The sequence below is a fragment of the Streptomyces sp. C genome (assembly GCF_000158895.1).
GTDB lineage: Bacteria > Actinomycetota > Actinomycetes > Streptomycetales > Streptomycetaceae > Streptomyces > Streptomyces racemochromogenes.
Genome location: NZ_GG657750.1, coordinates 4,583,707 through 4,606,692 on the forward strand (window position 1 = coordinate 4,583,707; position 22,986 = coordinate 4,606,692).

Annotated in this window: 21 protein-coding genes and 1 pseudogene; 13 read left to right on the forward strand and 9 right to left on the reverse strand. The window is 71.9% G+C overall.

The genetic code is table 11. The features are described 5' to 3' along the window. Positions 1-78: 78 nt before the first annotated feature. Both SSNG_RS20670 and SSNG_RS20675 read right to left on the reverse strand, forming a co-directional pair. Positions 79-2,085, reverse strand: a complete 2,007-nt coding sequence (locus tag SSNG_RS20670; protein ID WP_007265836.1) for a CocE/NonD family hydrolase — start codon at positions 2,083-2,085, stop codon at positions 79-81. Positions 2,086-2,105: 20 nt separating this feature from the next. Further along, a complete protein-coding gene (locus tag SSNG_RS20675; protein ID WP_042801534.1) occupies positions 2,106-3,623 on the reverse strand; it encodes a peptide MFS transporter in 1,518 nt (505 codons plus the stop codon). A gap of 190 nt (positions 3,624-3,813) precedes the next feature. Here SSNG_RS20675 and SSNG_RS20680 point away from each other — a divergent pair, with 190 nt between their 5' ends. From SSNG_RS20680 to SSNG_RS20695, 4 genes are all read left to right on the forward strand, one after another. Further along, the gene (locus SSNG_RS20680; protein WP_007265838.1) at positions 3,814-4,824 is read left to right on the forward strand and encodes a polyprenyl synthetase family protein; all 1,011 of its coding nucleotides are present in this window, start codon (positions 3,814-3,816) and stop codon (positions 4,822-4,824) included. A 226-nt stretch (positions 4,825-5,050) separates the two neighbouring features. Further along, positions 5,051-6,256: a sigma-E factor regulatory protein RseB domain-containing protein gene (locus SSNG_RS20685; RefSeq protein WP_007265839.1), complete on the forward strand. Its 1,206-nt coding sequence runs from the start codon at positions 5,051-5,053 to the stop codon at positions 6,254-6,256. Between the two features lie 104 nt (positions 6,257-6,360). Next, positions 6,361-6,564, forward strand: coding sequence for a hypothetical protein (locus SSNG_RS20690; protein WP_165365018.1), 204 nt, complete (start codon positions 6,361-6,363; stop codon positions 6,562-6,564). Then, entirely contained in the window at positions 6,561-6,977 is a 417-nt protein-coding gene (locus SSNG_RS20695) for a hypothetical protein (protein WP_125818939.1), read from the forward strand. Before SSNG_RS20690 ends, SSNG_RS20695 begins: the two co-directional genes overlap by 4 nt. Positions 6,978-7,406: 429 nt before the next feature. On the opposite strand, the gene SSNG_RS20700 is transcribed toward SSNG_RS20695, so the two are convergent. From SSNG_RS20700 to SSNG_RS20710, 3 genes are all read right to left on the reverse strand, one after another. Beyond that, entirely contained in the window at positions 7,407-8,723 is a 1,317-nt protein-coding gene (locus SSNG_RS20700) for a M28 family metallopeptidase (protein ID WP_007265843.1), read from the reverse strand. A gap of 217 nt (positions 8,724-8,940) precedes the next feature. After that, positions 8,941-9,969: an EamA family transporter RarD gene (rarD, locus tag SSNG_RS20705; protein ID WP_042801536.1), complete on the reverse strand. Its 1,029-nt coding sequence runs from the start codon at positions 9,967-9,969 to the stop codon at positions 8,941-8,943. A gap of 121 nt (positions 9,970-10,090) precedes the next feature. Then, the gene (locus tag SSNG_RS20710; RefSeq protein WP_007265845.1) at positions 10,091-10,945 is read right to left on the reverse strand and encodes an NAD(P)H-binding protein; all 855 of its coding nucleotides are present in this window, start codon (positions 10,943-10,945) and stop codon (positions 10,091-10,093) included. 112 nt (positions 10,946-11,057) lie between these two features. Here SSNG_RS20710 and SSNG_RS20715 point away from each other — a divergent pair, with 112 nt between their 5' ends. Next, a complete protein-coding gene (locus tag SSNG_RS20715) occupies positions 11,058-11,420 on the forward strand; it encodes a helix-turn-helix domain-containing protein (protein WP_007265846.1) in 363 nt (120 codons plus the stop codon). Between the two features lie 61 nt (positions 11,421-11,481). On the opposite strand, the gene SSNG_RS20720 is transcribed toward SSNG_RS20715, so the two are convergent. The 4 genes from SSNG_RS20720 to SSNG_RS20735 form a co-directional block, all read right to left on the reverse strand. Beyond that, positions 11,482-12,540, reverse strand: coding sequence for a 2-oxoacid:ferredoxin oxidoreductase subunit beta (locus tag SSNG_RS20720; RefSeq protein ID WP_007265847.1), 1,059 nt, complete (start codon positions 12,538-12,540; stop codon positions 11,482-11,484). Then, on the reverse strand, positions 12,533-14,479 hold the full coding sequence (locus SSNG_RS20725) for a 2-oxoacid:acceptor oxidoreductase subunit alpha (RefSeq protein WP_007265848.1): 1,947 nt from the start codon (positions 14,477-14,479) through the stop codon (positions 12,533-12,535). Before SSNG_RS20725 ends, SSNG_RS20720 begins: the two co-directional genes overlap by 8 nt. Positions 14,480-14,691: 212 nt before the next feature. After that, positions 14,692-15,351, reverse strand: a complete 660-nt coding sequence (locus SSNG_RS20730; protein ID WP_007265849.1) for a response regulator transcription factor — start codon at positions 15,349-15,351, stop codon at positions 14,692-14,694. A gap of 359 nt (positions 15,352-15,710) precedes the next feature. Then, on the reverse strand, positions 15,711-16,877 hold the full coding sequence (locus tag SSNG_RS20735; RefSeq protein ID WP_042801538.1) for a sensor domain-containing protein: 1,167 nt from the start codon (positions 16,875-16,877) through the stop codon (positions 15,711-15,713). 156 nt (positions 16,878-17,033) lie between these two features. Between SSNG_RS20735 and SSNG_RS20740 the strand changes: the two genes are divergently transcribed. From SSNG_RS20740 to SSNG_RS20775, 8 genes and pseudogenes are all read left to right on the forward strand, one after another. Next, positions 17,034-17,441: an NADH-quinone oxidoreductase subunit A gene (locus tag SSNG_RS20740; protein ID WP_042801540.1), complete on the forward strand. Its 408-nt coding sequence runs from the start codon at positions 17,034-17,036 to the stop codon at positions 17,439-17,441. Then, positions 17,432-18,043, forward strand: coding sequence for an NADH-quinone oxidoreductase subunit B (locus tag SSNG_RS20745; protein ID WP_007265852.1), 612 nt, complete (start codon positions 17,432-17,434; stop codon positions 18,041-18,043). Before SSNG_RS20740 ends, SSNG_RS20745 begins: the two co-directional genes overlap by 10 nt. Next, positions 18,040-19,242 (forward strand): NADH-quinone oxidoreductase subunit C, encoded by a 1,203-nt coding sequence (locus SSNG_RS20750; protein ID WP_042801542.1) that lies wholly within the window; start codon positions 18,040-18,042, stop codon positions 19,240-19,242. Before SSNG_RS20745 ends, SSNG_RS20750 begins: the two co-directional genes overlap by 4 nt. Next, on the forward strand, positions 19,239-20,207 hold the full coding sequence (locus SSNG_RS20755) for a complex I subunit 1 family protein (protein WP_007265854.1): 969 nt from the start codon (positions 19,239-19,241) through the stop codon (positions 20,205-20,207). Before SSNG_RS20750 ends, SSNG_RS20755 begins: the two co-directional genes overlap by 4 nt. Then, positions 20,207-20,818 carry an NADH-quinone oxidoreductase subunit I gene (locus SSNG_RS20760; RefSeq protein ID WP_007265855.1) on the forward strand — a complete coding sequence of 204 codons (612 nt, stop codon included), beginning with the start codon at positions 20,207-20,209 and terminating at the stop codon, positions 20,816-20,818. The genes SSNG_RS20755 and SSNG_RS20760 overlap by 1 nt, the downstream gene beginning before the upstream one ends. Beyond that, complete coding sequence (locus SSNG_RS20765) at positions 20,815-21,453, forward strand: NADH-quinone oxidoreductase subunit J (RefSeq protein ID WP_007265856.1); 639 nt, start codon at positions 20,815-20,817, stop codon at positions 21,451-21,453. The genes SSNG_RS20760 and SSNG_RS20765 overlap by 4 nt, the downstream gene beginning before the upstream one ends. After that, positions 21,453-21,830 carry an NADH-quinone oxidoreductase subunit NuoK gene (gene nuoK / locus SSNG_RS20770; protein ID WP_007265857.1) on the forward strand — a complete coding sequence of 126 codons (378 nt, stop codon included), beginning with the start codon at positions 21,453-21,455 and terminating at the stop codon, positions 21,828-21,830. The genes SSNG_RS20765 and nuoK overlap by 1 nt, the downstream gene beginning before the upstream one ends. Continuing rightward, positions 21,827-22,986 (forward strand): annotated as a pseudogene (locus SSNG_RS20775) (proton-conducting transporter membrane subunit); the annotation flags it as partial. The gene nuoK and the pseudogene SSNG_RS20775, both read left to right, overlap by 4 nt.

A 22,986-nucleotide genomic window follows, 5' to 3' on the forward strand; every position in this document is an offset into this window, starting at 1 on the left:
AGCCCGCGCAGCGGCACACGACCCGCACCCGACACACCGGCACCGACCCGCTGAACCCGGACCGCGCGAAGAAGGGCCTCAGCCCGCCGCGCGGGGCAGGCGGCGTTGCCAGGTGCGGTGGAAGAGGACCTCGTCGCCCTCGCGGCAGACGACCTCGTTCACCGTCAGGAAGCCGCCCTCGTCGCAGGAGATCTCCGACCGGGTCTCCACCCGCGCGTCCCAGCCCTCCTCCGGCCGGTGCAGCCGGATCCGCCATTCGGAGCGGGTGCGGGCGGAGAGGGGGTCCGACTGCTGGATCTCGTAGACCTCCGCCGCGTCCTCCTCGTACTCCAGCCCGTCCGGGTACACCCGCGTCCCCCCGTACCGGGGGTCCACCTCCAGCCGCCAGGTCCCGCGCGCGACGTCCCGTACGACGACCCGTTCCGGACGCGGCGCGTCCAGCGTCTCGGGGTGCACCACCCCCAGCGGCTCCGCCTGCTCCGGCGGTTCGAAGGCGATCCCCGCGTCGAGGGGGGAGGCCGAGCCTCGGATGGGGAGTTCCAGGGTGCTGCCCGCGGGGTCCAGGGTCCAGCCGGCCTCCGAGCCGGCCCGCGGCCAGATCCAGGGCCAGTACGCGGAGGACAGCGCGAGCCGGATCCGGTGCCCCGGCGGGAAGGAGTGGCCGATGCCGTTCAGCTCGAAGGTGACGTCCTCGTACGCGCCCGCCCGCCACGGCACCGCCCGGTCCCGGCCGTGGCGGGCCGACAGGTTCAGGGCCCCGCGCGTGACCAGGGTGGAGGCGCCGTCCGGGGCGACGTCGCAGAGCCGGGCCACGACCTGCCCGTACGGGACGTCCATCCGCAGCCGCAGGGTGACCGAGGGCCGGCCCAGGATCTCCACGGGCTCGCCTTCGGCCACCGGGAACTCGAAGCAGGCCGACTTCGCGTCCTCCTCCCGCTGGTCCGGCGGCAGGTCGGCGTCGTTGCCGAAGGGGAAGAAGCGCCCGGCGTCCAGCCCGGTGTGCTGGGGCGAGGCCACGGTCACCGGCGCGCCCTGGAGCCCGTAGGAGACGGGGACGACCGTGGGGGAGGGCCAGGCCTTCTCGCCGGCCCAGCGGCCCGGGAGCTCCTCGTACGTCGTCGCGGGGCGGTGCGAGCCGCTGATCCACGCGCGCAGCAGGGGCTCCTCCATCACCCCGTTGTCGGCGCCCTTGAGCCAGTGGTCCCACCAGCGCAGGGTCTCCTGCAGGAAGCCGATGGCCGGCCCCGGCGGCAGCTCCCGGTCGGGGTACTGGTGCGACCAGGGTCCGATCAGGCCGCGCACGCGGGAGGCGGGCAGGTGGGAGACCAGCCGCAGCACCGTGTCCCGGTAGGGGTCGTGCCAGCCGCCCACGGCGAGGACGGCCGCGCCGATCGCCCCGTAGTCCTCGCAGACGCTGCCGTGGCGCCAGTAGGCGTCGCGGGTCTGGTGCGAGAGCCAGGTGTGGACGAGCGGCTCCACGCCCTCCAGCCGGTCGAGCCACATCTGCCGCCAGCCGTCGCCCGCGTAGCGCGGGTCCGGCGGGCGGGAGGCGAAGGCCAGCATGGTGGCGGCCCAGGCGTGCATGTCGACGGCCAGGACCGATCCGCCCATGTAGTGGACGTCGTTGTCGTAGCGGTCGTCCGTGGAGCAGACGGTGACGACGGCCTTCAGCGGCTCCGGCGCGAGGGCGGCGATCTGGAGGCTGTTGAAGCCGCCCCAGGAGATCCCGAACATCCCCACCGCGCCGGTGCACCAGGGCTGGGCCGCCAGCCACTCCACCACCGCGACCCCGTCGGCGAGTTCCCGCGCGTCGTACTCGTCGCCGGGCCGGCCCCCGCTGCAGCCGTGGCCGCGTACGTCCACGCGTACGGAGGCGTAGCCGTGCCCCGCGTACCAGGGGTGGCGCTGGCGGTCGCGGGGCGCGGTCCAGTCGGTGAGCCGGTACGGGAGGTACTCCAGCAGGGCCGGTACGGGCTCGTCCGTGACCGGGCGCCAGACTCGGGCGTACAGCTGGACGCCGTCCGGCATCGGGATCCGGACATCCTCGTGGGCGGTGGCGTACGGGAAGTCGGTACGGATGATCATCGGGTTCCTTCACCGGCCCCTCAGTGGACGGGATGCATGGTGCGGCGCAGCCAGGGCGCCGCGGCGATCACGGCCAGGCCGGCGGCGACCGCGACGGCGCCGTTGACGCCGAAGTACACGGGGTTGGAGACGTGGCCGTACGCCTTGACCACCTGGGCCTGGATGCCGTTGGCGAGGGCCAGGGACAGGAACCACAGGGCCATCGTCTGGCTCGCGTAGGCGCTGGGGGCGAGCTTGGCGGTGGCGGACATGCCGGAGGTCTCCAGGAGCACGTCGCCGAGTCCGAGGAGCAGGTAGGAGCCGATGATCCACCAGGCGGCGATCCGGTGGGAGTCGCCGTCGTGGCCGGAGGTCGGCCAGACCATCAGGAGGAAGGAGAGCCCGCCCAGGACGACGCCGATGGCGATCTTGTTGGAGGCGTGCGGCTGGCGGCGGCCCATCCGCGCCCACAGCGCCGCCACCACGGGGGCGAGCGCCACCTCGAAGGCGCCGAGCGCCGAGGCGTACCAGCCGGCGGGGAAGTGGAAGCCGAGGATCTCGGTCCGGGCGTTCGTCGAGGCCAGCAGCATCATCGTCGAGTAGGCCTGGAAGAGGACGAAGTTGAAGGCGACGGAGGCGAGGAAGAGCACCACGTACGGGCGCAGGCGTCCGCGTTCCCCGGGCGTCACCCGTGGGCTGCGGAACATGAGCGCGAAGTAGACGACGGGGGCGATCACCGAGACGAGGGTCAGCAGGTCGACGAAACGGGCCATCGTCAACCAGCCGATACCCGCCAGGAGGGTGGCGAGTGCGGCGGCGGCGAGACATCCGCCGACGATCCGGCGGACGGCGGTCCGCAGGGCGTCGGGGGCCGGCGGGTACTCGGCGGAGTGCCTGCGCCCGGCGAGGTGGCGGCGGCCGAGGACGTACTGGACCAGGCCCGCGGTCATGCCGACGGCGGCGGCGGAGAACCCCCAGTGCCAGCCCTGGTGTTCGCCGAGCCAGCCGGTGACCAGTGGTCCGGCGAAGGCGCCGATGTTGATGCCCGTGTAGTAGAGGGCGAATCCGGCGTCGCGCCGCTCGTCGTCGGTGCGGTACAGCTTGCCGACCATGCCGGCGACGTTGGGTTTGAGCAGGCCGGTGCCGGCGCTGATCAGGCCGAGGCCGGTCCAGGTCGTGGCGGCGGTGGGCACGGCCATGGCGTAGTGGCCGCAGGCGATCAGGACGCCGCCGGCCAGGACGGCGCGGTAGGAGCCGAGGATGCGGTCGGCGAGCCAGCCGCCGGCCACGGAGACGAGGTAGACCATGGTCCCGTAGGCCGCCGAGACGGAGGCGGCGGTGGCCGGGTCCATGCCGAGGCCGCCGTGCAGGGCCGTGTCCGCGAAGTAGAGGACGAGGATGGCCTGCATGCCCAGGAAGGAGAACCGCTCCCAGACCTCCAGCCCGGAGAGCGTGGCCAGGCCTCTGGGGTGTCCGAGGAAGGCGTGGTCGTCGGAGGGCGGCGGCTGGTCCGCCCCGGGCTCCGAGGGCTCGTCGGTATCGGTGGCAGTTCTGGACAAAACAGATTCTCCGGTTGTTTCGGCTCCCACCGAACATACCGGGGTGGATCGGACTGCGCGTGTGCGGCAACCGGACAGCCGCTCTCGGTGATCGAAAACAGACCGGATACGCTGGCTTGAGTGATGGCAGCGACACATCGACAATCCAGGTGATCGTCAGCGTGATCGTCAGCAGACAGGAGTACCCCTCGTGACCGTCGTCGGGCCGTTCGGACTGAGCGTGCGGGACCAGGCTCTTGAGACCGATGTCCAGGCCGGACTGGCCGCCGTCGAGGCGGGTCTGCTGGAGGCCACCAAGAGCGAAGTCCCCTTCATCACCGAGGCCGCGCAGCATCTGGTGCGCGCCGGAGGCAAGCGGTTCAGGCCGCTGCTGGTGATGCTGGCCTCCCGCTTCGGTGACCCCTACGCACCCGGCATCGTGCCGTCCGCGGTGGTCGTGGAGCTCACGCACCTGGCCACGCTCTACCACGACGACGTCATGGACGAGGCGGACGTACGCCGCGGGGTGGAGAGCGCCAACACCCGCTGGGGCAACTCCGTGGCGGTCCTGACGGGTGACTTCCTGTTCGCCCGTGCCTCGCACATCCTCGCGGACCTCGGGCCGGAGGCCGTGCGCATCCAGGCCGAGGCCTTCGAGCGGCTCGTGACGGGCCAGATCCTGGAGACGGCCGGTCCGCGCGACGGCCGCGACCCCGTCGCCCACTACCTGGACGTCATCGCCGGCAAGACCGGCTCGCTGATCGCCGTCTCCGGCCGCTTCGGCGCGCTGATGTCCGGCGCCGACGAGTCCGTCGTCGACATCCTGACCCAGTACGGCGAGCGCCTCGGCACCGCCTTCCAGCTCGCCGACGACGTCCTCGACATCGCCTCCGACTCGCACGAGTCCGGCAAGACCCCGGGCACCGACCTGCGCGAGGGCATCCCGACCCTGCCCGTGCTGCGGCTGCGCGAGATGGCCGAGCGGGACCGGCGCCCCGAGGACCTGGAGCTCGTCGCCCTGCTGGACGGGGACCTCACGGACGACGCCCGGCACGCCGAGGTCCTCGCCCGGCTGCGGGTGCACCCCGCGCTGGAGCAGGCCCGCCGCGACACCGTCCAGTACGCGGAGGACGCGCGCGCCACGCTCGCCCCGCTGCCGGAGTGCTTCGCGAAGTCGGCGCTGGAAGAGCTGTGCGACGCGGTGGTCCACCGCGCGGGCTGATCCTCCGCGTACCGCTTACGGAACGGGCCCCTCCGCCTGCGACCCCTACGGGTCCTGGTGTAGGGGCCCTTCCCGTGTCATCCCACGGTCGTACGCGGAGTTGATTCCGGGGACTGACGCCCCCCACTCCCCGATTTGGTCAGATGGAGTCATCGAACCCCACCGGATCGGGTGAGTGCGGCGCCACGGGAGCCGCCGCCGAATACACAGAGGGCAGGGCATTCAGATGGCAGCGAACACGAAGACCTCGCGCAAGGCCGCCCGGTACGCCGTACCGGTAGCCGTGGCGGGTGTCGCGGCGGCAACCGCCGCGATGGTCCCGGCCTTCGCCAACGCCGGAGGCCCGGACCTGCCCAAGGTGACGGCGCAGCAGCTGATCGAGAAGGTCGCGGCCTCCGACGTGCAGCAGCTCTCCGGCACCGCCAAGATCACCACCGACCTCGGCCTGCCGAAGATCGCCTCCGGGCTGCTGGGCGGCGGCGGGGTCGCGGGAGGCTCCGCCAACCCCGAGGACAAGATCGCCCAGCTGGCGAACGGGACGCACACCTTCCGCGTCGCGGCCGACGGCCCCGACCGCCAGAAGCTGACCTTCCTCGACGGCAAGGACGAGTACACCCTCGTCCACAACGGCCAGGACGTCTGGGGCTACGACTCCAAGTCCAACGAGGTCTTCCACGACAAGGACGCCCAGAACGCCGGCCAGGACCACAAGAAGACCGCCGAGCGCCTCCCGGCCTCCCCGCAGGAGCTGGCGCAGGAGGTCCTCAAGTCCGCCGGCCCCACCACCGACATCAGCGTCGGCGACACCGCGCAGGTCGCCGGCCGCGACGCCTACCAGCTGGTCCTCAAGCCCAAGCAGAGCGGCTCCACCGTCGGCTCCGTGCAGATCGCGGTCGACGCCAAGAACGGCGTGCCGCTGCGCATCCAGCTGCTGTCCAGCCAGGGCGGCAAGCCGATCGTCGACGCGGGCTTCACCCAGGTGGACTTCGCCAAGCCGGCCGCCGACGCCTTCACCTTCACCCCGCCGAAGGGCGCCAAGGTCACCGAGGGCGCCGAGCACGGCAAGGACGGCAAGGGCGACAAGCCGTTCAAGGCACTGGAGTCCTTCCCCGGCCTCGGCGACCTGGCCGGCGGGGCGGACGGCAAGGGCGACGTCAAGGTCCTCGGCGAGGGCTGGTCCGCGGTGGCGCGCATCGACAGCGGCGCGGGCCAGGCCGGCAAGTCCCTCAAGGACCTGGAGAACGACAAGAACGCGCCCAAGGAGGCCAAGCAGTTCCTGAACTCCCTCGGCGACAAGGTCACCGGGAAGTTCGGCGAGGGCCGCGTCTTCTCCACCCGCCTGGTCAACGCGCTGATCACCGACGACGGCAAGGTCTACGTCGGCGCGGTCACCAAGGACCAGCTGGTCAAGACGGCCGACTCCGCCAAGTAGCGGCCACTGCGCCACGGCACGGGGGTGGCCCGGGACCTGTGTCCCGGGCCACCCTTCTGCCGTTCCCCTCCTGCGTACAGCGGTACCGCTGTACGGTGATGGACATGTCGAGACACGTCACCATCCGCCTGGACGAAGAGTTCCACGAACGCCTCAAGGCGCGCGCGGCGGCGTTGGGGACGACGGTCACCGCGCTCATCACCGAGGTCACGGAACGCGAACTCGACGAGGACCGCAAGAGGTTCCTCACCGGCATAGAGGAGTTCGCCGACCACTGGGGCTACTTCCAGGAGCGGTTCGGCAATTGAAGATCACCATGGAGTGGGCCTGGACCGCGCTGGCCCACCATCTGCCGTCGGACCCCGCCGTGTGGGACCCCTCCGGGGTGGCCGCCGCCGTCGCCCGGCACCAGAACGACCTGGTCATGGTCCCGGAGCAGCCCGCCCCCGACACCGCCTGGCGGGCCGCGGCCTTCCTGCACACGCTCGCCGTCTGCCCCGCGCTGGAATCCCCGATGAACGAGTTCTACGCGGCCGCCGCCACCCGCTCCTACCTGCGGGTGGCCGGCGCGAAGCAGCTGCCCTCGCCCGAGGAGCTCGGCGACCTCGTCGAGGCCGCGAAGCTGGGCCGCGCCGACGTGGCCGCGGTCGCCCAGGAGCTGCGCGCCCGCATCCAGGAGCCCCTGCCCGCCTCGCTACGCCCCGGCGCGGAGGACGCGTAGCACCATCGGGGCCTCGTCGGGGTGCAGCCGTAGCTCGGTGGCGCCGTCCTCGGAGCGGAAGGCGACGCTGAGCTCGTCGGCGGAGGCCGGCTCCAGGGGCGGGAAGCCGGCCGGCAAGAAAGGCCGGAGCGCCCTTGGCGTACCAGCGGACGGGGCCGGCCGCGCCGCCCGGCGGCAGTTCCAGGTGGCCCTCGCGCCACCGGCCGGCGGTGAGCGCACGGTCCCGCAGGTCGCAGGGGACGCGCACGGCGATGCCCCGGGCGTGGTCCGCGAGCCGGCGGAGCCGCCGCCGTCGGCGCACCAGGAGTGCGGGGTTCACGGCGGCGGCGGCCTGCGCGAGCAGGGTGAACAGGGCGGCGATCAGCTCCGGCATGATCCGATCAGATCACGCCGGAGCCTAGAGGTCTAGACCAGTCTGCCGGTTCGGGATCAGAAGGTGATCTTCCAGCTGTTGATGTAGCCCACGTCCTGCGCGGCCACGTCCTTGACCTGGAGCTTCCAGACGCCGTTGGCGACCTCGCTGGAGGCGTTCACCGTGTAGCTGGTGACCAGGTTGTCGGCGGAGTCCGAGCTGGAGTTCTTCAGCCGGTACGCCGTGCCGTCCGGGGCGATCAGGTCGATCACCAGGTCACCGCGGTAGGTGTGGACGATGTTCACGTCGACCTTGGTGGTGGCCGGGGCGTTGCCCGCGACGCCCGAGACCGTGATCGGCGAGGTCACGGCGGCACCGGGGGAGTCCGGGATGTTCACGTCCGCCGTGTTCTCGAAGGACGGGCCCGGCGGGACCGGGGTGGCCGCCCCGAGGTTCCAGACCGCGTAGGCGATGGCGTCGGCGTTGCGGTCCAGGGCGGTGTCGTTGATGTTCGCCGTGGTGTCGCAGGACGAGTGGTAGCAGCGGTCGAAGGCCTGGCCGGAGGTGCCGCCCCACTTCTGGGCCTGGGCCGCCGTCTTGGTGTAGTCGGCGCCGGAGAACAGGCCGCCGACCGGGATCCCGGCGCTCTTGAACGGCGCGTGGTCGGAGCGGCCGTCGCCCTCGGTCTCGATCTCGGTGGGGATGCCGAGGCCCGCGTAGTAGTTCTTGAAGGTCTGCTCGATCGTCGGGTCGTCGTCGTAGACGAAGTAGCCCGGGTTCGGCGAGCCGATCATGTCGAAGTTCAGGTAGCCGGAGATCTTCGCCTTCTCGGCCGCCGGCAGGCTGTTCACGTAGTACTTCGAGCCGACCAGGCCCAGCTCCTCCGCGCCCCACCAGCCGAAGCGCAGGTGCTTCGTCGGCTGGAGGTTGGCGCGGGACACCGCGAGCGCGGTCTCCAGGACGGCCGCCGAGCCGGAGCCGTTGTCGTTGATGCCGGGGCCCGAGGTCACCGAGTCCAGGTGGGAGCCGGACATCAGGACCGAGTTCGGGTCGCCGCCCGGCCAGTCGGCTATCAGGTTGTAGCCGGTCGCGCCGCTGGAGGTGAAGGTCTGCAGGCTCGTGGTGAAGCCCGCCGCGTCCAGCTTGGCCTTCACGTAGTCGATCGAGGCCTTGTAGCCGGCCCGGCCGTGGGCGCGGTTGCCGCCGTTGTTGGTGGCGATGGTCTGGAACTGGGCCAGGTGCGCCTTGACGTTGGCCAGCGGGATGTCCGGCGGGGTCGGCGCCGCGGTGACGGCCGTGGGTGCCGCGAGCGCGGCGGGAGAGGTGGCGGCCAGCAGCCCCGCGACCGCGATCGCGGTCGCGGCGGCAAGACGCCGGGAGACGGACAGGCTCATGTGGGGGCTCCGGGATTCCGTTGGGATGATCCGTTGGGGATGAGACGGAACGTGCGGGAATCGTGCAGGTGAGCGTTGGTGCGTCAGTGCGAGCCTGATGTTCAGCGAGAGTATGACTGTCCGTCAAGACCACAATCCGGTCAGGGTCGTTCGGAAAACGGACGATCCCCGGTACGGGTGTTCCGTACCGGGGATCGTGTGGTGTAAAGCTGTGCGGTTACGCGGGTTCGCGGCTCGGCGTCGGGTCCGCACCGGCCGAGGCCGGAGCTCCCGCGGTGCCGGTGCCGGTGCCGGCGTCCGATCCGGACGCGGCCGCGGCCCCGGCCGCCGCCGTGGCGGAGGCCTCGGCGAGCAGGGCCCGCGAGCGCCGCGCGGTCCGCAGCGCGTCCCAGGTCAGCAGCACCAGCGCGGCCCAGACCAGCGAGAAGCCGGCCCACCGCTCCGGCGGCATCGCCTCGTGGAAGTAGACGACCCCGAGCGCGAACTGGAACACCGGCGCCAGGTACTGGAGCAGCCCCAGCGTGGACAGCGGCACCCGGATCGCGGCCGCCCCGAAGCAGACCAGCGGGATCGCGGTGACCAGCCCGGTCGCGGCCAGCAGCGCCGAGTGCCCGAGCCCTTCTGCGGTGAAGGTGGACCGTCCCTGGACCCCCAGCCACACCAGGTAGCCCAGGGCGGGCAGGAACTGCAGGGCCGTCTCGGCGGCCAGCGACTCCAGGCCGCCCATGTCGAGCTTCTTCTTGATCAGCCCGTAGGCGGCGAAGGAGAAGGCCAGCGTGAGCGAGATCCACGGCAGCCGCCCGTAACCGACGGACAGCACCAGCACCGCGGCGAAGCCGATCCCCACCGCCGCCCACTGGGCCCGGCGCAGCCGCTCGCCCAGGACCAGGACGCCGATGGCGATGGTGACCAGCGGGTTGATGAAGTACCCGAGGCTGGCCTCGACGACCTGGCCGTTGTTGACCGCCCAGATGTAGAGGCCCCAGTTCACGCTGATCACGGCCGCCGCCAGGGCGGTCAGCCCGAGCTTGCGCGGCTGCCGGACGATCTCGCCGATCCAGCTCCAGCGGCGCAGTGCGAGGAGCGCGACGCCGACCACGGCCAGCGACCAGACCATGCGGTGGGCGAGGATCTCGATCGCCCCGGAGGGCTTCAGCAGGGGCCAGAAGAGGGGGACGAGCCCCCACATCCCGTACGCGCCGAATCCGTAGAGCAAACCCGTGCGCTGCTCGTTCTCCGCCTTCACGGGCCCTCCAGTGCGACTTCCGGCCAATCTCACAACCTCACGACGGTATCGCCGTAAGGCGCCGCTGTCATGCCCGTTCCGGGGAGATACTCATGACACCGCGGGGGCGCGAGGGTCGGGATCAGGCCAGGGCGGCGGCGATGGCCTCCGCCACCGGCGTCGTCGGGCGCCCGATCAGGCGCGCCAGGTCGCCGCTGGTCCCCGCCAGCCGGCCGCGCGAGATCGCCGCGTCCACGTCCACGAGGATCGCCGCGAAGGGCCCGGGCACCCCGGCGCCGGTCAGCACCGTCAGGTGCGCGTCGGCCTCGACGGCGGCGTACGCGACCTCGCGGCCGGACTGCCGCGCCACCTCGTCGGCGTACTCGGCCAGGCTCCAGGCGGTGTCCCCGGACAGCTCGTAGACCTTGCCCAGGTGGCCCTCGCCGGTCAGCACCGCCGCGGCGGCCGCCGCGTAGTCGGCCCGCGCCGCCGAGGCGATCCGGCCCTCGCCCGCGCTGCCGACGACCGCGCCGTGCTCCAGGACGGCGGGCAGGTGGGCGGTGTAGTTCTCGTGGTACCAGCCGTTCCGCAGGAAGGTGTGGGGGAGCCCGGAGTCGAGGATCGCCTGCTCGGTGGCCTTGTGCTCGGCGGCCAGCTCGAAGTCGGCCTCGGGCCCGCCGAGGATGCCGGTGTAGGCCAGCTGGGCGACCCCGGCGGCCGCGGCGGCCTTGACCACGGCGGTGTGCTGCGGGACGCGCCGCCCGACCTCGCTGCCGGAGATCAGCAGGACCCGGTCGCCGGCCCGGAAGGCGCCGGCGAGGGCGGCGGGGTCGTCGTAGTCGGCGACCCGTACGTCGATGCCGCGCGCGGCCAGGTCGGCGGCCTTCTCGGCGCTGCGGACGACCACGGCCAGCTCGGCGGCCGGGACCCGGCGCAGCAGCTCCTCGACGACGAGGCGGCCGAGGGATCCGGTGGCTCCGGTGACGACGATGCTCATGATGCGCTCCTGGTGCGTGGGGTGGGGGATGCCGCGGTCCTTCGCGGGATGACACCAGCTTATGGAAAGCGCTAACTATTGGTAAGTACCCACTTCAAAGTAAGGTACTGGTATGGAAGTAAGCGTGAAAGCCCCCATGTGTCCGTCGCGCGGGATCCTGGAGCACGTCACCAGCCGCTGGGGCGTACTGGTCCTCGCCGCCCTGGTGGAGCGCCCGTACCGGTTCAGCGAGCTGCGCCGCGAGGTGGGCGGGGTCAGCGAGAAGATGCTCGCCCAGACCCTCCGGACGCTGGAGCGCGACGGCTTCCTGCTCCGCCACGCGCATCCGGTGATCCCGCCGCACGTGGACTACTCCCTGACGGAGCTGGGCCGCGAGGCCGCCGAGCAGGTGTGGGCCCTGGCCCGCTGGACGGAACGCCGCACCGGCGAGGTGCAGCGGGCCCGGGCGGCGTACGACGAAGCCCGGACCCCGTAGCGGGGTCCGGGCTCGCGGTCGTCGGCCGGGTGCCTCGGCCGGGGTGCCTCGGCCGGGTGCCTCAGCCGATCACGGTCCAGGTGTCGGAGCCGGCCAGCAGGGTCGCCAGGTCGCCCTTGCCTCGCTGGTCGACGGCCGCGTCGAGCTGGTCGGCCATGAGGGTGTCGTAGACGGGCCGTTCCACGCTGCGGAAGACGCCGATGGGTGTCTGGTGGAGGGTGTCGGGGTCGGCGAGGCGGGAGAGCGCGAAGGCGGTGGTGGGGGTGGCCGCGTGGGCGTCGTGGACCAGGATCCGGCGTGCGTTGGCGTCGGTGATCTCGACGGCTTCGAGGTCGCCGGTGCGTTCGTTGCGGACGACTCCCAAGGTGTCGTCGGCGCCGAAGCGGACGGGCCGGCCGTGTTCGAGGCGGATGACGGCTTCGCGGGCCTGTTCCTGGTCCTTGAGGGCTTCGAAGGCGCCGTCGTTGAAGATGTTGCAGTTCTGGTAGATCTCGACGAGGGCGGTGCCGGGGTGGTCGGCGGCCTGGCGCAGGACCTCGGTGAGGTGTTTGCGGTCGGAGTCGATGGTGCGGGCGACGAAGGAGGCCTCGGCTCCGAGGGCGAGGGAGACGGGGTTGAAGGGGGCGTCGAGGGAGCCCATGGGGGTGGATTTGGTGATCTTGCCGAGTTCCGAGGTGGGGGAGTACTGGCCTTTGGTGAGGCCGTAGATGCGGTTGTTGAAGAGGAGGATCTTGAGGTTGACGTTGCGGCGCAGGGCGTGGATGAGGTGGTTGCCGCCGATGGAGAGGGCGTCGCCGTCGCCGGTGACGACCCAGACGGAGAGGTCGCGGCGGGAGGTGGCGAGGCCGGTGGCGATGGCGGGGGCGCGGCCGTGGATGGAGTGCATCCCGTAGGTGTTCATGTAGTACGGGAAGCGGGAGGAGCAGCCGATGCCGGAGACGAAGACGATGTTCTCCTTGGCGAGGCCGAGCTCGGGCATGAAGCCCTGGACGGCGGCCAGGACCGCGTAGTCCCCGCAGCCCGGACACCAGCGGACCTCCTGGTCCGACTTGAAGTCCTTCATCGACTGCTTGGCCTCGGCCTTGGGGACCAGGGAGAGCAGGGTGGGCGCCTCAGTCATTGATGGCCTCCTCGAGAACCTTCGCGAGCTGCTCCGCCTTGAAGGGCATTCCGTTGACCTGGTTGTACGACTGGGCGTCGACCAAGTACTTCGCCCGGATCAGGGTGGCCAGCTGCCCGAGGTTCATCTCCGGCACCACTACCTTGTCGTAACGCTTCAGGACCTCTCCGAGATTCCTCGGGAAGGGGTTGAGGTGGCGCAGGTGGGCCTGCGCGATCGGGGTGCCGGCGGTGCGGAGCCGGCGGACGGCGGCGGTGACGGGGCCGTAGGTGGAGCCCCAGCCCAGGACGAGGGTGCGGGCGCCGTCCGGGTCGTCGACCTCCAGGTCGGGGACCTCGATGCCGTCGATCTTGGCCTGCCGGGTGCGGACCATGAAGTCGTGGTTGGCCGGGTCGTAGCTGATGTTGCCCGTGCCGTCCTGCTTCTCGATCCCGCCGATCCGGTGCTCCAGGCCCGGTGTGCCCGGCACCGCCCACGGACGGGCCAGCGTCTGCGGATCCCGCTTGTAGGGCCAGAACACCTCGGTCCCGTCCGCGAGGGTGTGGTTGGCCGCCGTCGCGAACTGGACCTTCAGGTCGGGGAGGTCCGCCACGTCCGGGATCCGCCACGGCTCGGAGCCGTTGGCGAGGTACCCGTCGGAGAGCAGGAAGACCGGCGTCCGGTAGGTGAGGGCGATCCGCGCCGCGTCCAGCGCCGCGTCGAAGCAGTCCGCCGGGGTGCGCGGGGCGACGACGGGGACGGGGGCCTCGCCGTTGCGGCCGTACATGGCCTGGAGGAGGTCCGCCTGCTCGGTCTTGGTCGGCAGCCCGGTGGAGGGGCCGCCGCGCTGGATGTCCACGATCAGCAGCGGCAGCTCCAGGGAGACCGCCAGCCCGATGGTCTCGGACTTCAGCGCCACGCCCGGTCCGGAGGTGGTCGTCACGCCGAGCGCGCCGCCGAAGGCCGCGCCGAGGGCGGCGCCGATGCCGGCGATCTCGTCCTCGGCCTGGAAGGTCCGCACGCCGAAGTTCTTGTGCCGGCTCAGCTCGTGCAGGATGTCGGAAGCCGGGGTGATCGGGTAGGAGCCCAGGTAGAGCGGCAGATCGGCCTGCTGGGCCGCCGCGATCAGCCCGTAGGAGAGGGCCAGGTTCCCGGAGATGTTGCGGTAGGTGCCGGTCGGGAAGGCCTTGGTGGCCGGGGCGACCTCGTAGGAGACGGCGAAGTCCTCGGTGGTCTCGCCGAAGTTCCAGCCCGCGCGGAAGGCGACGATGTTCGCCTCGGCGATGTCGGGCTTCTTCGCGAACTTCTGCCGCAGGAAGCTCTCGGTGCCCTCCGTGGGCCGGTGGTACATCCAGCTCAGCAGGCCCAGCGCGAACATGTTCTTGCTGCGCTCAGCCTCCTTGCGGGAGAGCCCGAAGTCCTTCAGTGCCTCCACCGTCAGGGTGGTCAGCGGCACCGGGTGGATGTTGTACCCGGAGAGGGAGCCGTCCTCCAGGGGGGAGGTCTCGTAGCCGACCTTGGCCATGGGGCGCTTGGTGAACTCGTCGGTGTTGACGATGATCTCCGCGCCGCGCGGCACGTCCGCGATGTTGGCCTTCAGGGCCGCGGGATTCATCGCGACCAGCACGTCCGGCGCGTCACCGGGGGTGAGGATGTCGTGGTCCGCGAAGTGCAGCTGGAACGAGGACACGCCCGGCAGGGTCCCGGCGGGGGCCCGGATCTCGGCGGGGAAGTTCGGCAGCGTCGAGAGGTCGTTGCCGAAGGTCGCCGTCTCCGAGGTGAAACGGTCACCCGTCAGCTGCATACCGTCACCCGAGTCACCCGCGAAACGGATGATCACCCGGTCGACACGGCGGATCTCCTTGCCGGCTCCATGGGGCGCAGCCACGGTGCGCTGCTCCCCGATGGACCCGCCGGCCCCGTCGGCCTGCTCGGCCGGGCTACTGACCTGGCTGGTCACTGAACTGGACCTCCTTCGAGGCGGGGCGCTCGTTCCCAGAACCAACCCTACGTCCGTGAGGTCGTCAGGCCCTGGGTCGCCCGCATTCTGGACCGCCCTTCACGGGCGGTCTGTCCGACAGACGTCGTGCACAACTCGAAATATTCCAAATCACCCGGCGGTCGCCGTGGCACGCCGGAGCGGCGCGCCTTACCTGACACATTGTCAGTTAATCAAGACCTCAGGTAGGTGAGGACCGCCAGTACACGCCGGTGATCCCCGTCACTCGGGGACAAACCCAGCTTCATGAAGATATTGCTGACGTGCTTCTCCACGGCCCCGTCACTGACCACGAGCTGCTTGGCCACAGCGGAATTCGTGCGTCCTTCAGCCATCAGGCCCAGCACCTCGCGCTCGCGCGGGGTCAGACCGGCGAGGACGTCCTGCTTCCGGCTGCGTCCGAGCAGCTGTGCCACGACCTCGGGGTCCAGCGCCGTCCCGCCGCGCGCGACGCGGACGACGGCGTCGAGGAACTCCCGCACCTCGGCCACCCGGTCCTTCAGCAGGTACCCCACTCCGGTACTGGAACCGGCCAGCAGTTCGGTGGCGTACTGCTCCTCCACGTACTGCGACAGCACGAGCACCCCGATGCCGGGGTAGTCCCGGCGCAGCCGCACGGCGGCCCGTACGCCCTCGTCGGTGTGCGTCGGCGGCATCCGCACGTCGGCCACGACCACGTCGGGCAGCGCCCCCTCCGCCGCCAGCTCCGCCACCGTCTTGATCAGGGCTTCCGCGTCCCCGACGCCGGCCACGACGTCATGCCCCCGGTCCGTCAGCAGCCGGGTCAGGCCCTCACGGAGCAGCACTGAATCCTCGGCGATGACGACCCGCACCCTGTCTTCCACGTTCCCGCAGCTCCCGCGTCCACTCGTCGACCCACTTGGCAGAGCCAAGCATCCCAGCCGAACGGGCACCGGGGGGCGGATCCAAGCCAAGGCCGGAAGACATGACCGAATCAAGCCCGGCCGACGCTTATGGGGGAGCAGCTGGGGCCCTAAGGGGTCGTGGACCTCCAACGCACTTCCAGCCTCGCCGGCGTTTGAGGCGCGGGGGTCTGGGGGCGGAGCCCCCAGGAGGGGTCCGGGCGCAGCCCGGGGAACGGTGGAAGGGCGGGTAGGGGACCAGCCCCGCGCAGCGGCGCCGCCCCGTCCCGCCCCCGGCACGGCCCGGCACGGCCCGGCACGGCCCCGGCTTACGCGCGGCAGCGCCACGGCAGCTCAGCCGTGACCACCGTCCCCTCCCCCTCGGGGGAATCCACCAAGAACACCCCGTCCACCGCCCGCAACCGCTCCGCGAGCCCCGCCAGCCCACTCCCGCCGGAGGCATCCGCTCCGCCCCGCCCGTCATCCGCGACCCGCAGCAGCAGCCGGTCCCCCGACCGCCACACCTCGACGCTCGCGCCCCGCGCCGACACCCCGGCGTGCTTGCTGACGTTCTGCAGCAGCTCCGACACCACGAAGTACGCGATCCCCTCGATCGCCTCGGCCGGCCGCTCCGCCAGGTCCACGTGCACCTTCACCGGCACCAGGCACCGCGACGCCACCGACGACAGCGCCGCGTCGAGCCCCCGGTCGGTCAGCACCGCCGGGTGGATGCCCCGCGCCAGGTCCCGCAGCTCCTGGAGCGCCAGCTTCACCTCGCCGTGCGCCTCGTCGACCATCGCCGCCGCGCCCTCCGGGTCCTCCAGCAGCTTCTCCTTCGCCAGGCCGAGCCCCATGGCCAGCGCCACCAGCCGGGCCTGCGCCCCGTCGTGCAGGTCGCGTTCGATGCGCCGCAGGTCCGCCGCCGCCGTGTCCACGACGACCCCGCGCCCCGACTCCAGCTCCGCGATGCGCCGCTCCAGCTCGTCGGAGGGCGACAGCAGGCCCCGTACGGCCGCGCGGTCCACGTTGGCCAGGCCGCGCGCCACGTACGGCAGCACCGGCCACAGCACGAACAGGCCGGTCAGCGCGATACTGAAGGTCAGTACTCCCCACGGCAGCCGGACCAGCTCGTACAGCACGGTCCGCCAGCCCACCGGGTCCTTGATCCCGGCCCACAGCCAGGCGAAGAACCCGCCGGCCCGCCCCGGCCCCGGCAGCGGGGTCGGCTCGTCCACCCGTACACCGAGCAGGGCCCGCGCCCGGGCGCGTTCGAGTTTCCCGAGCTGCCGCGACCCGAGCAGACCGCAGGCGAGCAGCGGCAGTCCGATCGCGGTCACGGACAGACCGCCCGCCGTTGAAATCATGAAAACCGTGTAAACAAATCCGATCAACGCCACCGGCAGGTTGCTCAGCAGGTAGGCGATCTCCTTCCACGTGGCCGCGTCGAAGGCGGGGCGTACGGGAGGGGGAGCGGAAGCTTGATCGTTCGCGGTCATGCGGCTCAGCCTGCCAATTGCGGCCCGCCGACGCCATGGGGCGGCCAGGCGGCAGTGAACGGGGGGTAACCCCACCCCGCGCAGCCCAGGCCCTAGACTCCCTGCCGTACCAGATCAACCTGATCGTCGACAGTGGCCGAGGAGCGAGGAACGGACGTGCCCGACCCAACGGTATCGACAGCAACCGTGATCGCAGCGGACTACTTCCGGAGCTATTCGGTCGTCGGCCTGCTCGCGGTCGTCGGCGTGCTCTTCGTCGCCGTGGCCTTCGGCGCCGGCCGCCTGCTGCGGCCCGTGGTCCCGACCCCCGAGAAGCTGCTGACGTACGAGTGCGGCGTGGACCCCGTGGGCGAGGGCTGGGCGCACACCCAGGTCCGCTACTACGTCTACGCGTTCCTGTACGTCATCTTCGCCGTCGACTCGATCTTCCTCTTCCCGTGGGCGACGGTGTTCGCCGCCGCCGGTTACGGCGCCACGACCCTGGTCGAGATGTTCATCTTCCTCGGGTTCCTGGCCGTCGGCCTGCTCTACGCGTACAAGAAGGGCGTCCTCGAATGGACGTGACACCGGCCGTCACCCCGGAGCCCCAGCCCCAGCCCCAGCTGCTCCCCGAGCCGAAGAGGCTGGGAGTGCTCTCCCGCCTCGCCCCGGAGCCCATGAAGGTGGTCCTGAACTGGGGCCGCCGCTACAGCCTGTGGGTCTTCAACTTCGGCCTCGCCTGCTGCGCGATCGAGTTCATCGCCGCGTCGATGGCCCGACACGACTTCATCCGCCTGGGTGTCATTCCGTTCGCGCCGGGCCCGCGCCAGGCCGACCTGATGATCGTCTCGGGCACGGTGACGGACAAGATGGCCCCGGCCGTCAAGCGCCTGTACGAGCAGATGCCCGAGCCGAAGTACGTCATCTCCTTCGGCGCCTGCTCCAACTGCGGCGGCCCGTACTGGGACTCGTACTCCGTCACCAAGGGCGTGGACCAGATCATTCCGGTCGACGTCTACGTGCCGGGCTGCCCGCCCCGCCCGGAGGCCCTCCTCCAGGGCATCCTCAAGCTCCAGGAGAAGATCGCCCGAGAGTCCCTCGCGGACCGCTACGCGGCATCGCCCTCCGTCGCCCAGCTCACCAGCGGCCTCGTCGCGGCGCCGCCCGCACCGGGGGCCGGCGCGTGAACCTCTACGACTCCCTCCCCGAAGCGGCCGGCACGGTCTTCGGCGCCGAGGCCGTGGCCTCGTCCGCGTACGAGCTCCTCACCGTCGACGTGCCCGTCGGCTCCTGGATCTCCGCGCTGGAGATCGCCCGCGACAAGCTGGGCTGCACCTACTTCGACTGGCTGAGCGCGGTCGACGAGCCCGGTACGGGCTTCCGCGTCTGCGCGCACGTCGTCTCCCTGGAGAACCACCGGGTACGCCGCCTGCTGCTGCGCACGACCGTCCCGCACTCGGCGCCCTCGCTGCCGTCCGCCGTCGCCGTGTACGCGGGCGCGGCCTGGCACGAGCGGGAGACCTTCGAGATGTTCGGGGTCACCTTCACGGACCACCCCAACCTCGTGCACCTGCTCCTCCCCGAGAACTTCGAGGGGCACCCGCTGCGCAAGGACTTCGTCCTGGCGGCGCGCGTCGCCAAGGCGTGGCCCGGCGCCAAGGAGCCGGGCGAGGCGCACGACCCGGACGCGCCCAAGCGCCGCCAGATGCTCCCGCCCGGCGTGCCGGACCCCAACGACTGGGGCCCGCTCAAGGGCCAGCTGCCCCCGGCCCCCGCCCGGCCGGCCCGCACCCCGCGCGCCGCCGGCGCCGGCCCGGCGCGCACCCCGCGCGAGGGCGCCCCGGTGCGCCGCACGCGCTCGGTGACGGAGGGCTCGGCCACCCAGGCCGCCCCCGCCGACGCCCCGGAAACCCCCCGCCCGCCCCGCCGCACCCGCTCGGTCGCGGACGGCTCGGCGAGCCAGACGACCCCGCCCGAGGCCGCCCCGGACACCCCGGCCGCGCCGGACGCCGCCCGCCCGCCCCGCCGCACCCGCTCGGTCGCGGACGGCTCGGCGAGCCAGACGACCCCGGAGGCCCCGGACACGGCGGAGCCGGCCACCCCGGCCCCCGACGCCCCGCGCCCTGCCCGCCGCACCCGCTCGGCCTCCGAAGGCTCCGCCAGCCAGGCCGCCCCGCCGGCGGCGCAGGGCGGCGGCCCCGCACAGGAACCGGCGCCGGAGCCGGAGGCTCCCAGGCGCCCGGCACCGCGCAGCGCCGACGCGCCCTGGCACAACCCGAAGCCCGCCTTCGAGGAGCCCCCGGCCCCCGAACCCGAGCCCGAACCCGAGCCCAAGCCCGGGCCCAAGCCCGAGACCGAACCCGACACCACCGGAGGCGACGCGTGAACGACGTCCTCGACGTCGCCCTGCGACTGATCGTCGTCTTCGGCGTCTTCCTCGTGCTCCCGCTCGTCATCGGGCAGACCGAGCACAAGGTGATGGCGCACATGCAGGGCCGCCTCGGCCCCATGTACGCCGGCGGCTTCCACGGCTGGGCCCAGCTCGTCGCCGACGGCGTGAAGTTCGCGCAGAAGGAGGACATCGTCCCGGCCAACGCCGACCGGCGGATCTTCCAGCTCGCCCCCGCCGTCGCGCTGCTGCCGTACCTCCTCGTCCTGATCGCCATCCCCATCGGCCCGGGCGACAGCTGGATCGGCCAGGTCATCGACGCCGGCCTCTTCTACGCGCTCGCCGTCATGGGCGTCGGCGTGCTCGGCAGCCTCATGGGCGGCTGGGCCTCCGCCAACAAGTTCTCCCTGCTCGGCGGCCTGCGCACCGCGGCCCAGCTGCTCGCGTACGAGCTGCCCATGCTGCTCGCAGCCGCCTCCGTCGCGATGGCCGCCGGGACCGTGTCCCTGCCCGGCATCGTCGGCGCCTTCGAGTGGTGGTGGCTGCCCTGGCAGATCATCGGCGCGGTCGTCTTCTTCACCGCCGGCCTCGCCGAACTCCAGCGGCCCCCGTTCGACATGCCCGTCGCCGACTCCGAGATCATCTTCGGCGCGTACACGGAGTACACCGGCCTGCGCTTCGCGCTGTTCCTGCTCGCCGAGTACGCCGGCATCGTCGTCCTGTGCGCCCTCACCACCGTCCTCTTCCTCGGCGGCTGGCACGGCCCCTTCGGCGGTGACGGCCTCGGCTGGTTCTGGACCCTCCTCAAGACCGCGGTCCTCGCCTTCGTCGTCATCTGGCTCCGGGTGAGCTACCCGCGCCTGCGCGAGGACCAGCTGCAGAAGCTCGCCTGGACCGTACTCATCCCCCTCGCGCTCGCCCAGATCGCGCTCACCGGCATCGTGAAGGTGGCGATCCAGTAATGCCCCCGATTCCCGGATCCGGCCTCGCCAAGGGCCTGGCCGTCACCCTGCGCACGATGACCAAGCGCGCGCACACCGCCCAGTACCCCGAGGTACAGCCCGAGCTCCCGCCCCGCAGCCGCGGGGTCATCGGCCTGTTCGAGGAGAACTGCACGGTCTGCATGCTGTGCGCCCGCGAGTGCCCCGACTGGTGCATCTACATCGACTCCCACAAGGAGACGGTGCCCGCCGCCGCCCCCGGCGGCCGCGAGCGCAGCCGCAACGTCCTCGACCGCTTCGCCATCGACTTCTCCCTCTGCATGTACTGCGGCATCTGCATCGAGGTGTGCCCCTTCGACGCCCTCTTCTGGTCGCCGGAGTTCGAGTACGCGGAGACCGACATCCACGAGCTCACCCATGAGCGCGACAAGCTGCGCGAGTGGATGTGGACCGTGCCGGCCCCGCCCGCCCTCGATCCCGGGGCCGAGGAACCCAAGGAGATCGCGGCCGCCCGCAAGGCAGTGGAGAAGGCCGAAGCCACCGCCGCCGCCGCCGCGGCGGCCGCGGCCCAGGCCGAAGCGGCCCCGCCCGCCGACGGCACCCCCGACACCCCGGCGGGAGGCACCGCATGACGTACCCCGCCCACCTCGCAGCCGCCGCGGCCGCGGGCACCCCCGCGCCCGGCCCCGGCTTCCTCTCGCCGACCGGCGTCGAGATCGCCTTCCTCCTCGTCGGCCTCGCCACCCTCGGCGCGGCCGTCATCACGGTCACCACCAAGCAGCTCGTGCACGCCGCCCTCTGGCTGGTCGTCGCCCTCGGCGGGATCGCCGTCGAGTACCTGCTGCTGACCGCCGAGTTCATCGCCTGGGTCCAGGTCCTGATCTACCTCGGCTCCGTGGTCGTCCTCCTCCTCTTCGGGCTGATGCTCACCAAGGCACCCATCGGGCGCTCCCCGGACGCCGACTCCGGCAACCGCTGGGTCGCGCTCGGCGTCGCCGGCGCCGCCGGGGCCGCGCTCGTCTGGGTCGTCGCCGACGCCTTCCGCACCACCTGGATCGATCTCGACGGCCCCGCCCAGGGCTCCACCAAGGTCTCCGGAGAGATCCTCTTCCAGCACTGGGTGCTGCCCTTCGAGGCGCTCTCCGTGCTCCTCCTCGCCGCCCTGATCGGCGCCATCGTGCTCTCCCGCCGCAACACCCCCGCCGAGGACGCCGCCGACGCGGCCGACGCCGCCGCCCGCACGGCCACCCGGAAGGGGCAGAGCTGATGCACCTCGCCTACCCCGCGGTCCTCGCGGCCCTGCTCTTCGCCACCGGCCTCTACGGGGTGCTCGCCCGCCGTAACGCCATCCTGGTCCTGATGTCCGTCGAGCTGATGCTCAACGCCGTCAACCTCAACCTGGTGGCCTTCGACGTCTGGCTGCGCGACACCCTGCACGCCGGCCAGGCCCTCACCCTCTTCACCATCGCCATCGCCGCCGCCGAGATCGGCATCGGCCTCGCCATCGTGCTGATGGTCTACCGCAACCGCGGCACCTCGGACGTCGACAAGCTGCGCGACACCGCCGAGGGCCACGGGCCCGGCCACCCCGATGACACCGCCGACACCTCTGACACCACTGCCCGGCCGGAGGTCGCCGCGTGAGCACCACGACCCTCGCGGTCCTCGTCCCCGTCCTCCCCTTCCTCGGCGCCGTCGCCGGCCTGCTCCTCGGCCGCATTGCCCCCGGCTTCGTCAAGCCGCTCGCCGTCCTGCCGGCGCTGGCCGCCGCCGTCCTGGCCGTGCTCGTCGCCGTCCGCCACGGCGCCGGCCCGGCCATCGACACCGCGACCGAGCTCACCCCGACCGGCTCCGTGCCGATCGAGCTGTCGCTCCACCTGGACGGCTTCGCCGTACTGGTCGCCGCCCTCGTCGGGGTCGTCGCCACCTGCGTCCAGCTCTACTCGACGGCCTACCTGCGCGAGGACCCGCGCTACCCGTCCTACGCGGCCCTCGTCTCCCTGTTCACCTCCGCCATGCTGCTCGTCGTCTACTCCGGCGACCTGATGGTGCTGCTGGTCGGCTGGGAGATCATGGGCATCTGCTCGTACTTCCTCGTCGGCCACTACTGGGAGACCGAAGCGGCCCGCTCCGCCTCCCTCAAGGCCTTCCTCGTCACCAAGCTCGGCGACGTCCCCTTCCTCATCGGACTGTTCGCGCTCGCCGCCGACGCCGGCTCCTTCCGGATCACCAAGATCCTCGGCGCCGTCGCCGCGGGCGGACTCGACCACCCGACGCTCATCGCACTGCTCCTGCTCGCCGGCGTCGCCGGCAAGTCCGCGCAGTTCCCGCTCCACACGTGGCTGCCCGACGCGATGGCCGGCCCCACCCCGGTCTCCGCGCTCATCCACGCCGCGACGATGGTCGCCGCCGGCGTCTACTTCATCGCCCGCCTGCTGCCGGTCTTCGCGGCCTCCCGGGCCGCACTCGTGGTCATGGCCGTCATGGCCGCCGTCACGATGATCGGCTCCGGCCTCGCCGCCCTCGCCCAGGACGACATCAAGCGCGTCCTCGCCTACTCCACCGTCGGCCAGCTCGGCTACATGACCGGCGCCCTCGCCGTCGGCGACCGCGGTGCCGCCGTCTTCCACCTCCTGTCCCACGGCGCCTTCAAGGCGCTCCTCTTCCTCGGCGCGGGCGTCATCATCCACGCCGCCGGAACGAACTCCCTGGGCGGCCATGGTCCCGCATGGACGGCCTGGCCAAGCGCATCCCCGACGCCTTCTGGACGATGACGATCGCGCTGCTCGCGCTCGCCGCC

Coding starts and splice junctions, on each gene's coding strand:
- SSNG_RS20670 (WP_007265836.1), bottom strand. CDS start 2,085: ATGATCATCCGTACCGACTTCCCGTACGCCACCGCCCACGAGGATGTC.
- SSNG_RS20685 (WP_007265839.1), top strand. CDS start 5,051: ATGGCAGCGAACACGAAGACCTCGCGCAAGGCCGCCCGGTACGCCGTA.
- SSNG_RS20690 (WP_165365018.1), top strand. CDS start 6,361: ATGTCGAGACACGTCACCATCCGCCTGGACGAAGAGTTCCACGAACGC.
- SSNG_RS20700 (WP_007265843.1), bottom strand. CDS start 8,723: ATGAGCCTGTCCGTCTCCCGGCGTCTTGCCGCCGCGACCGCGATCGCG.
- SSNG_RS20710 (WP_007265845.1), bottom strand. CDS start 10,945: ATGAGCATCGTCGTCACCGGAGCCACCGGATCCCTCGGCCGCCTCGTC.
- SSNG_RS20715 (WP_007265846.1), top strand. CDS start 11,058: ATGGAAGTAAGCGTGAAAGCCCCCATGTGTCCGTCGCGCGGGATCCTG.
- SSNG_RS20720 (WP_007265847.1), bottom strand. CDS start 12,540: ATGACTGAGGCGCCCACCCTGCTCTCCCTGGTCCCCAAGGCCGAGGCC.
- SSNG_RS20735 (WP_042801538.1), bottom strand. CDS start 16,877: ATGACCGCGAACGATCAAGCTTCCGCTCCCCCTCCCGTACGCCCCGCC.
- SSNG_RS20745 (WP_007265852.1), top strand. CDS start 17,432: ATGGACGTGACACCGGCCGTCACCCCGGAGCCCCAGCCCCAGCCCCAG.
- SSNG_RS20760 (WP_007265855.1), top strand. CDS start 20,207: ATGCCCCCGATTCCCGGATCCGGCCTCGCCAAGGGCCTGGCCGTCACC.
- SSNG_RS20765 (WP_007265856.1), top strand. CDS start 20,815: ATGACGTACCCCGCCCACCTCGCAGCCGCCGCGGCCGCGGGCACCCCC.
- nuoK (WP_007265857.1), top strand. CDS start 21,453: ATGCACCTCGCCTACCCCGCGGTCCTCGCGGCCCTGCTCTTCGCCACC.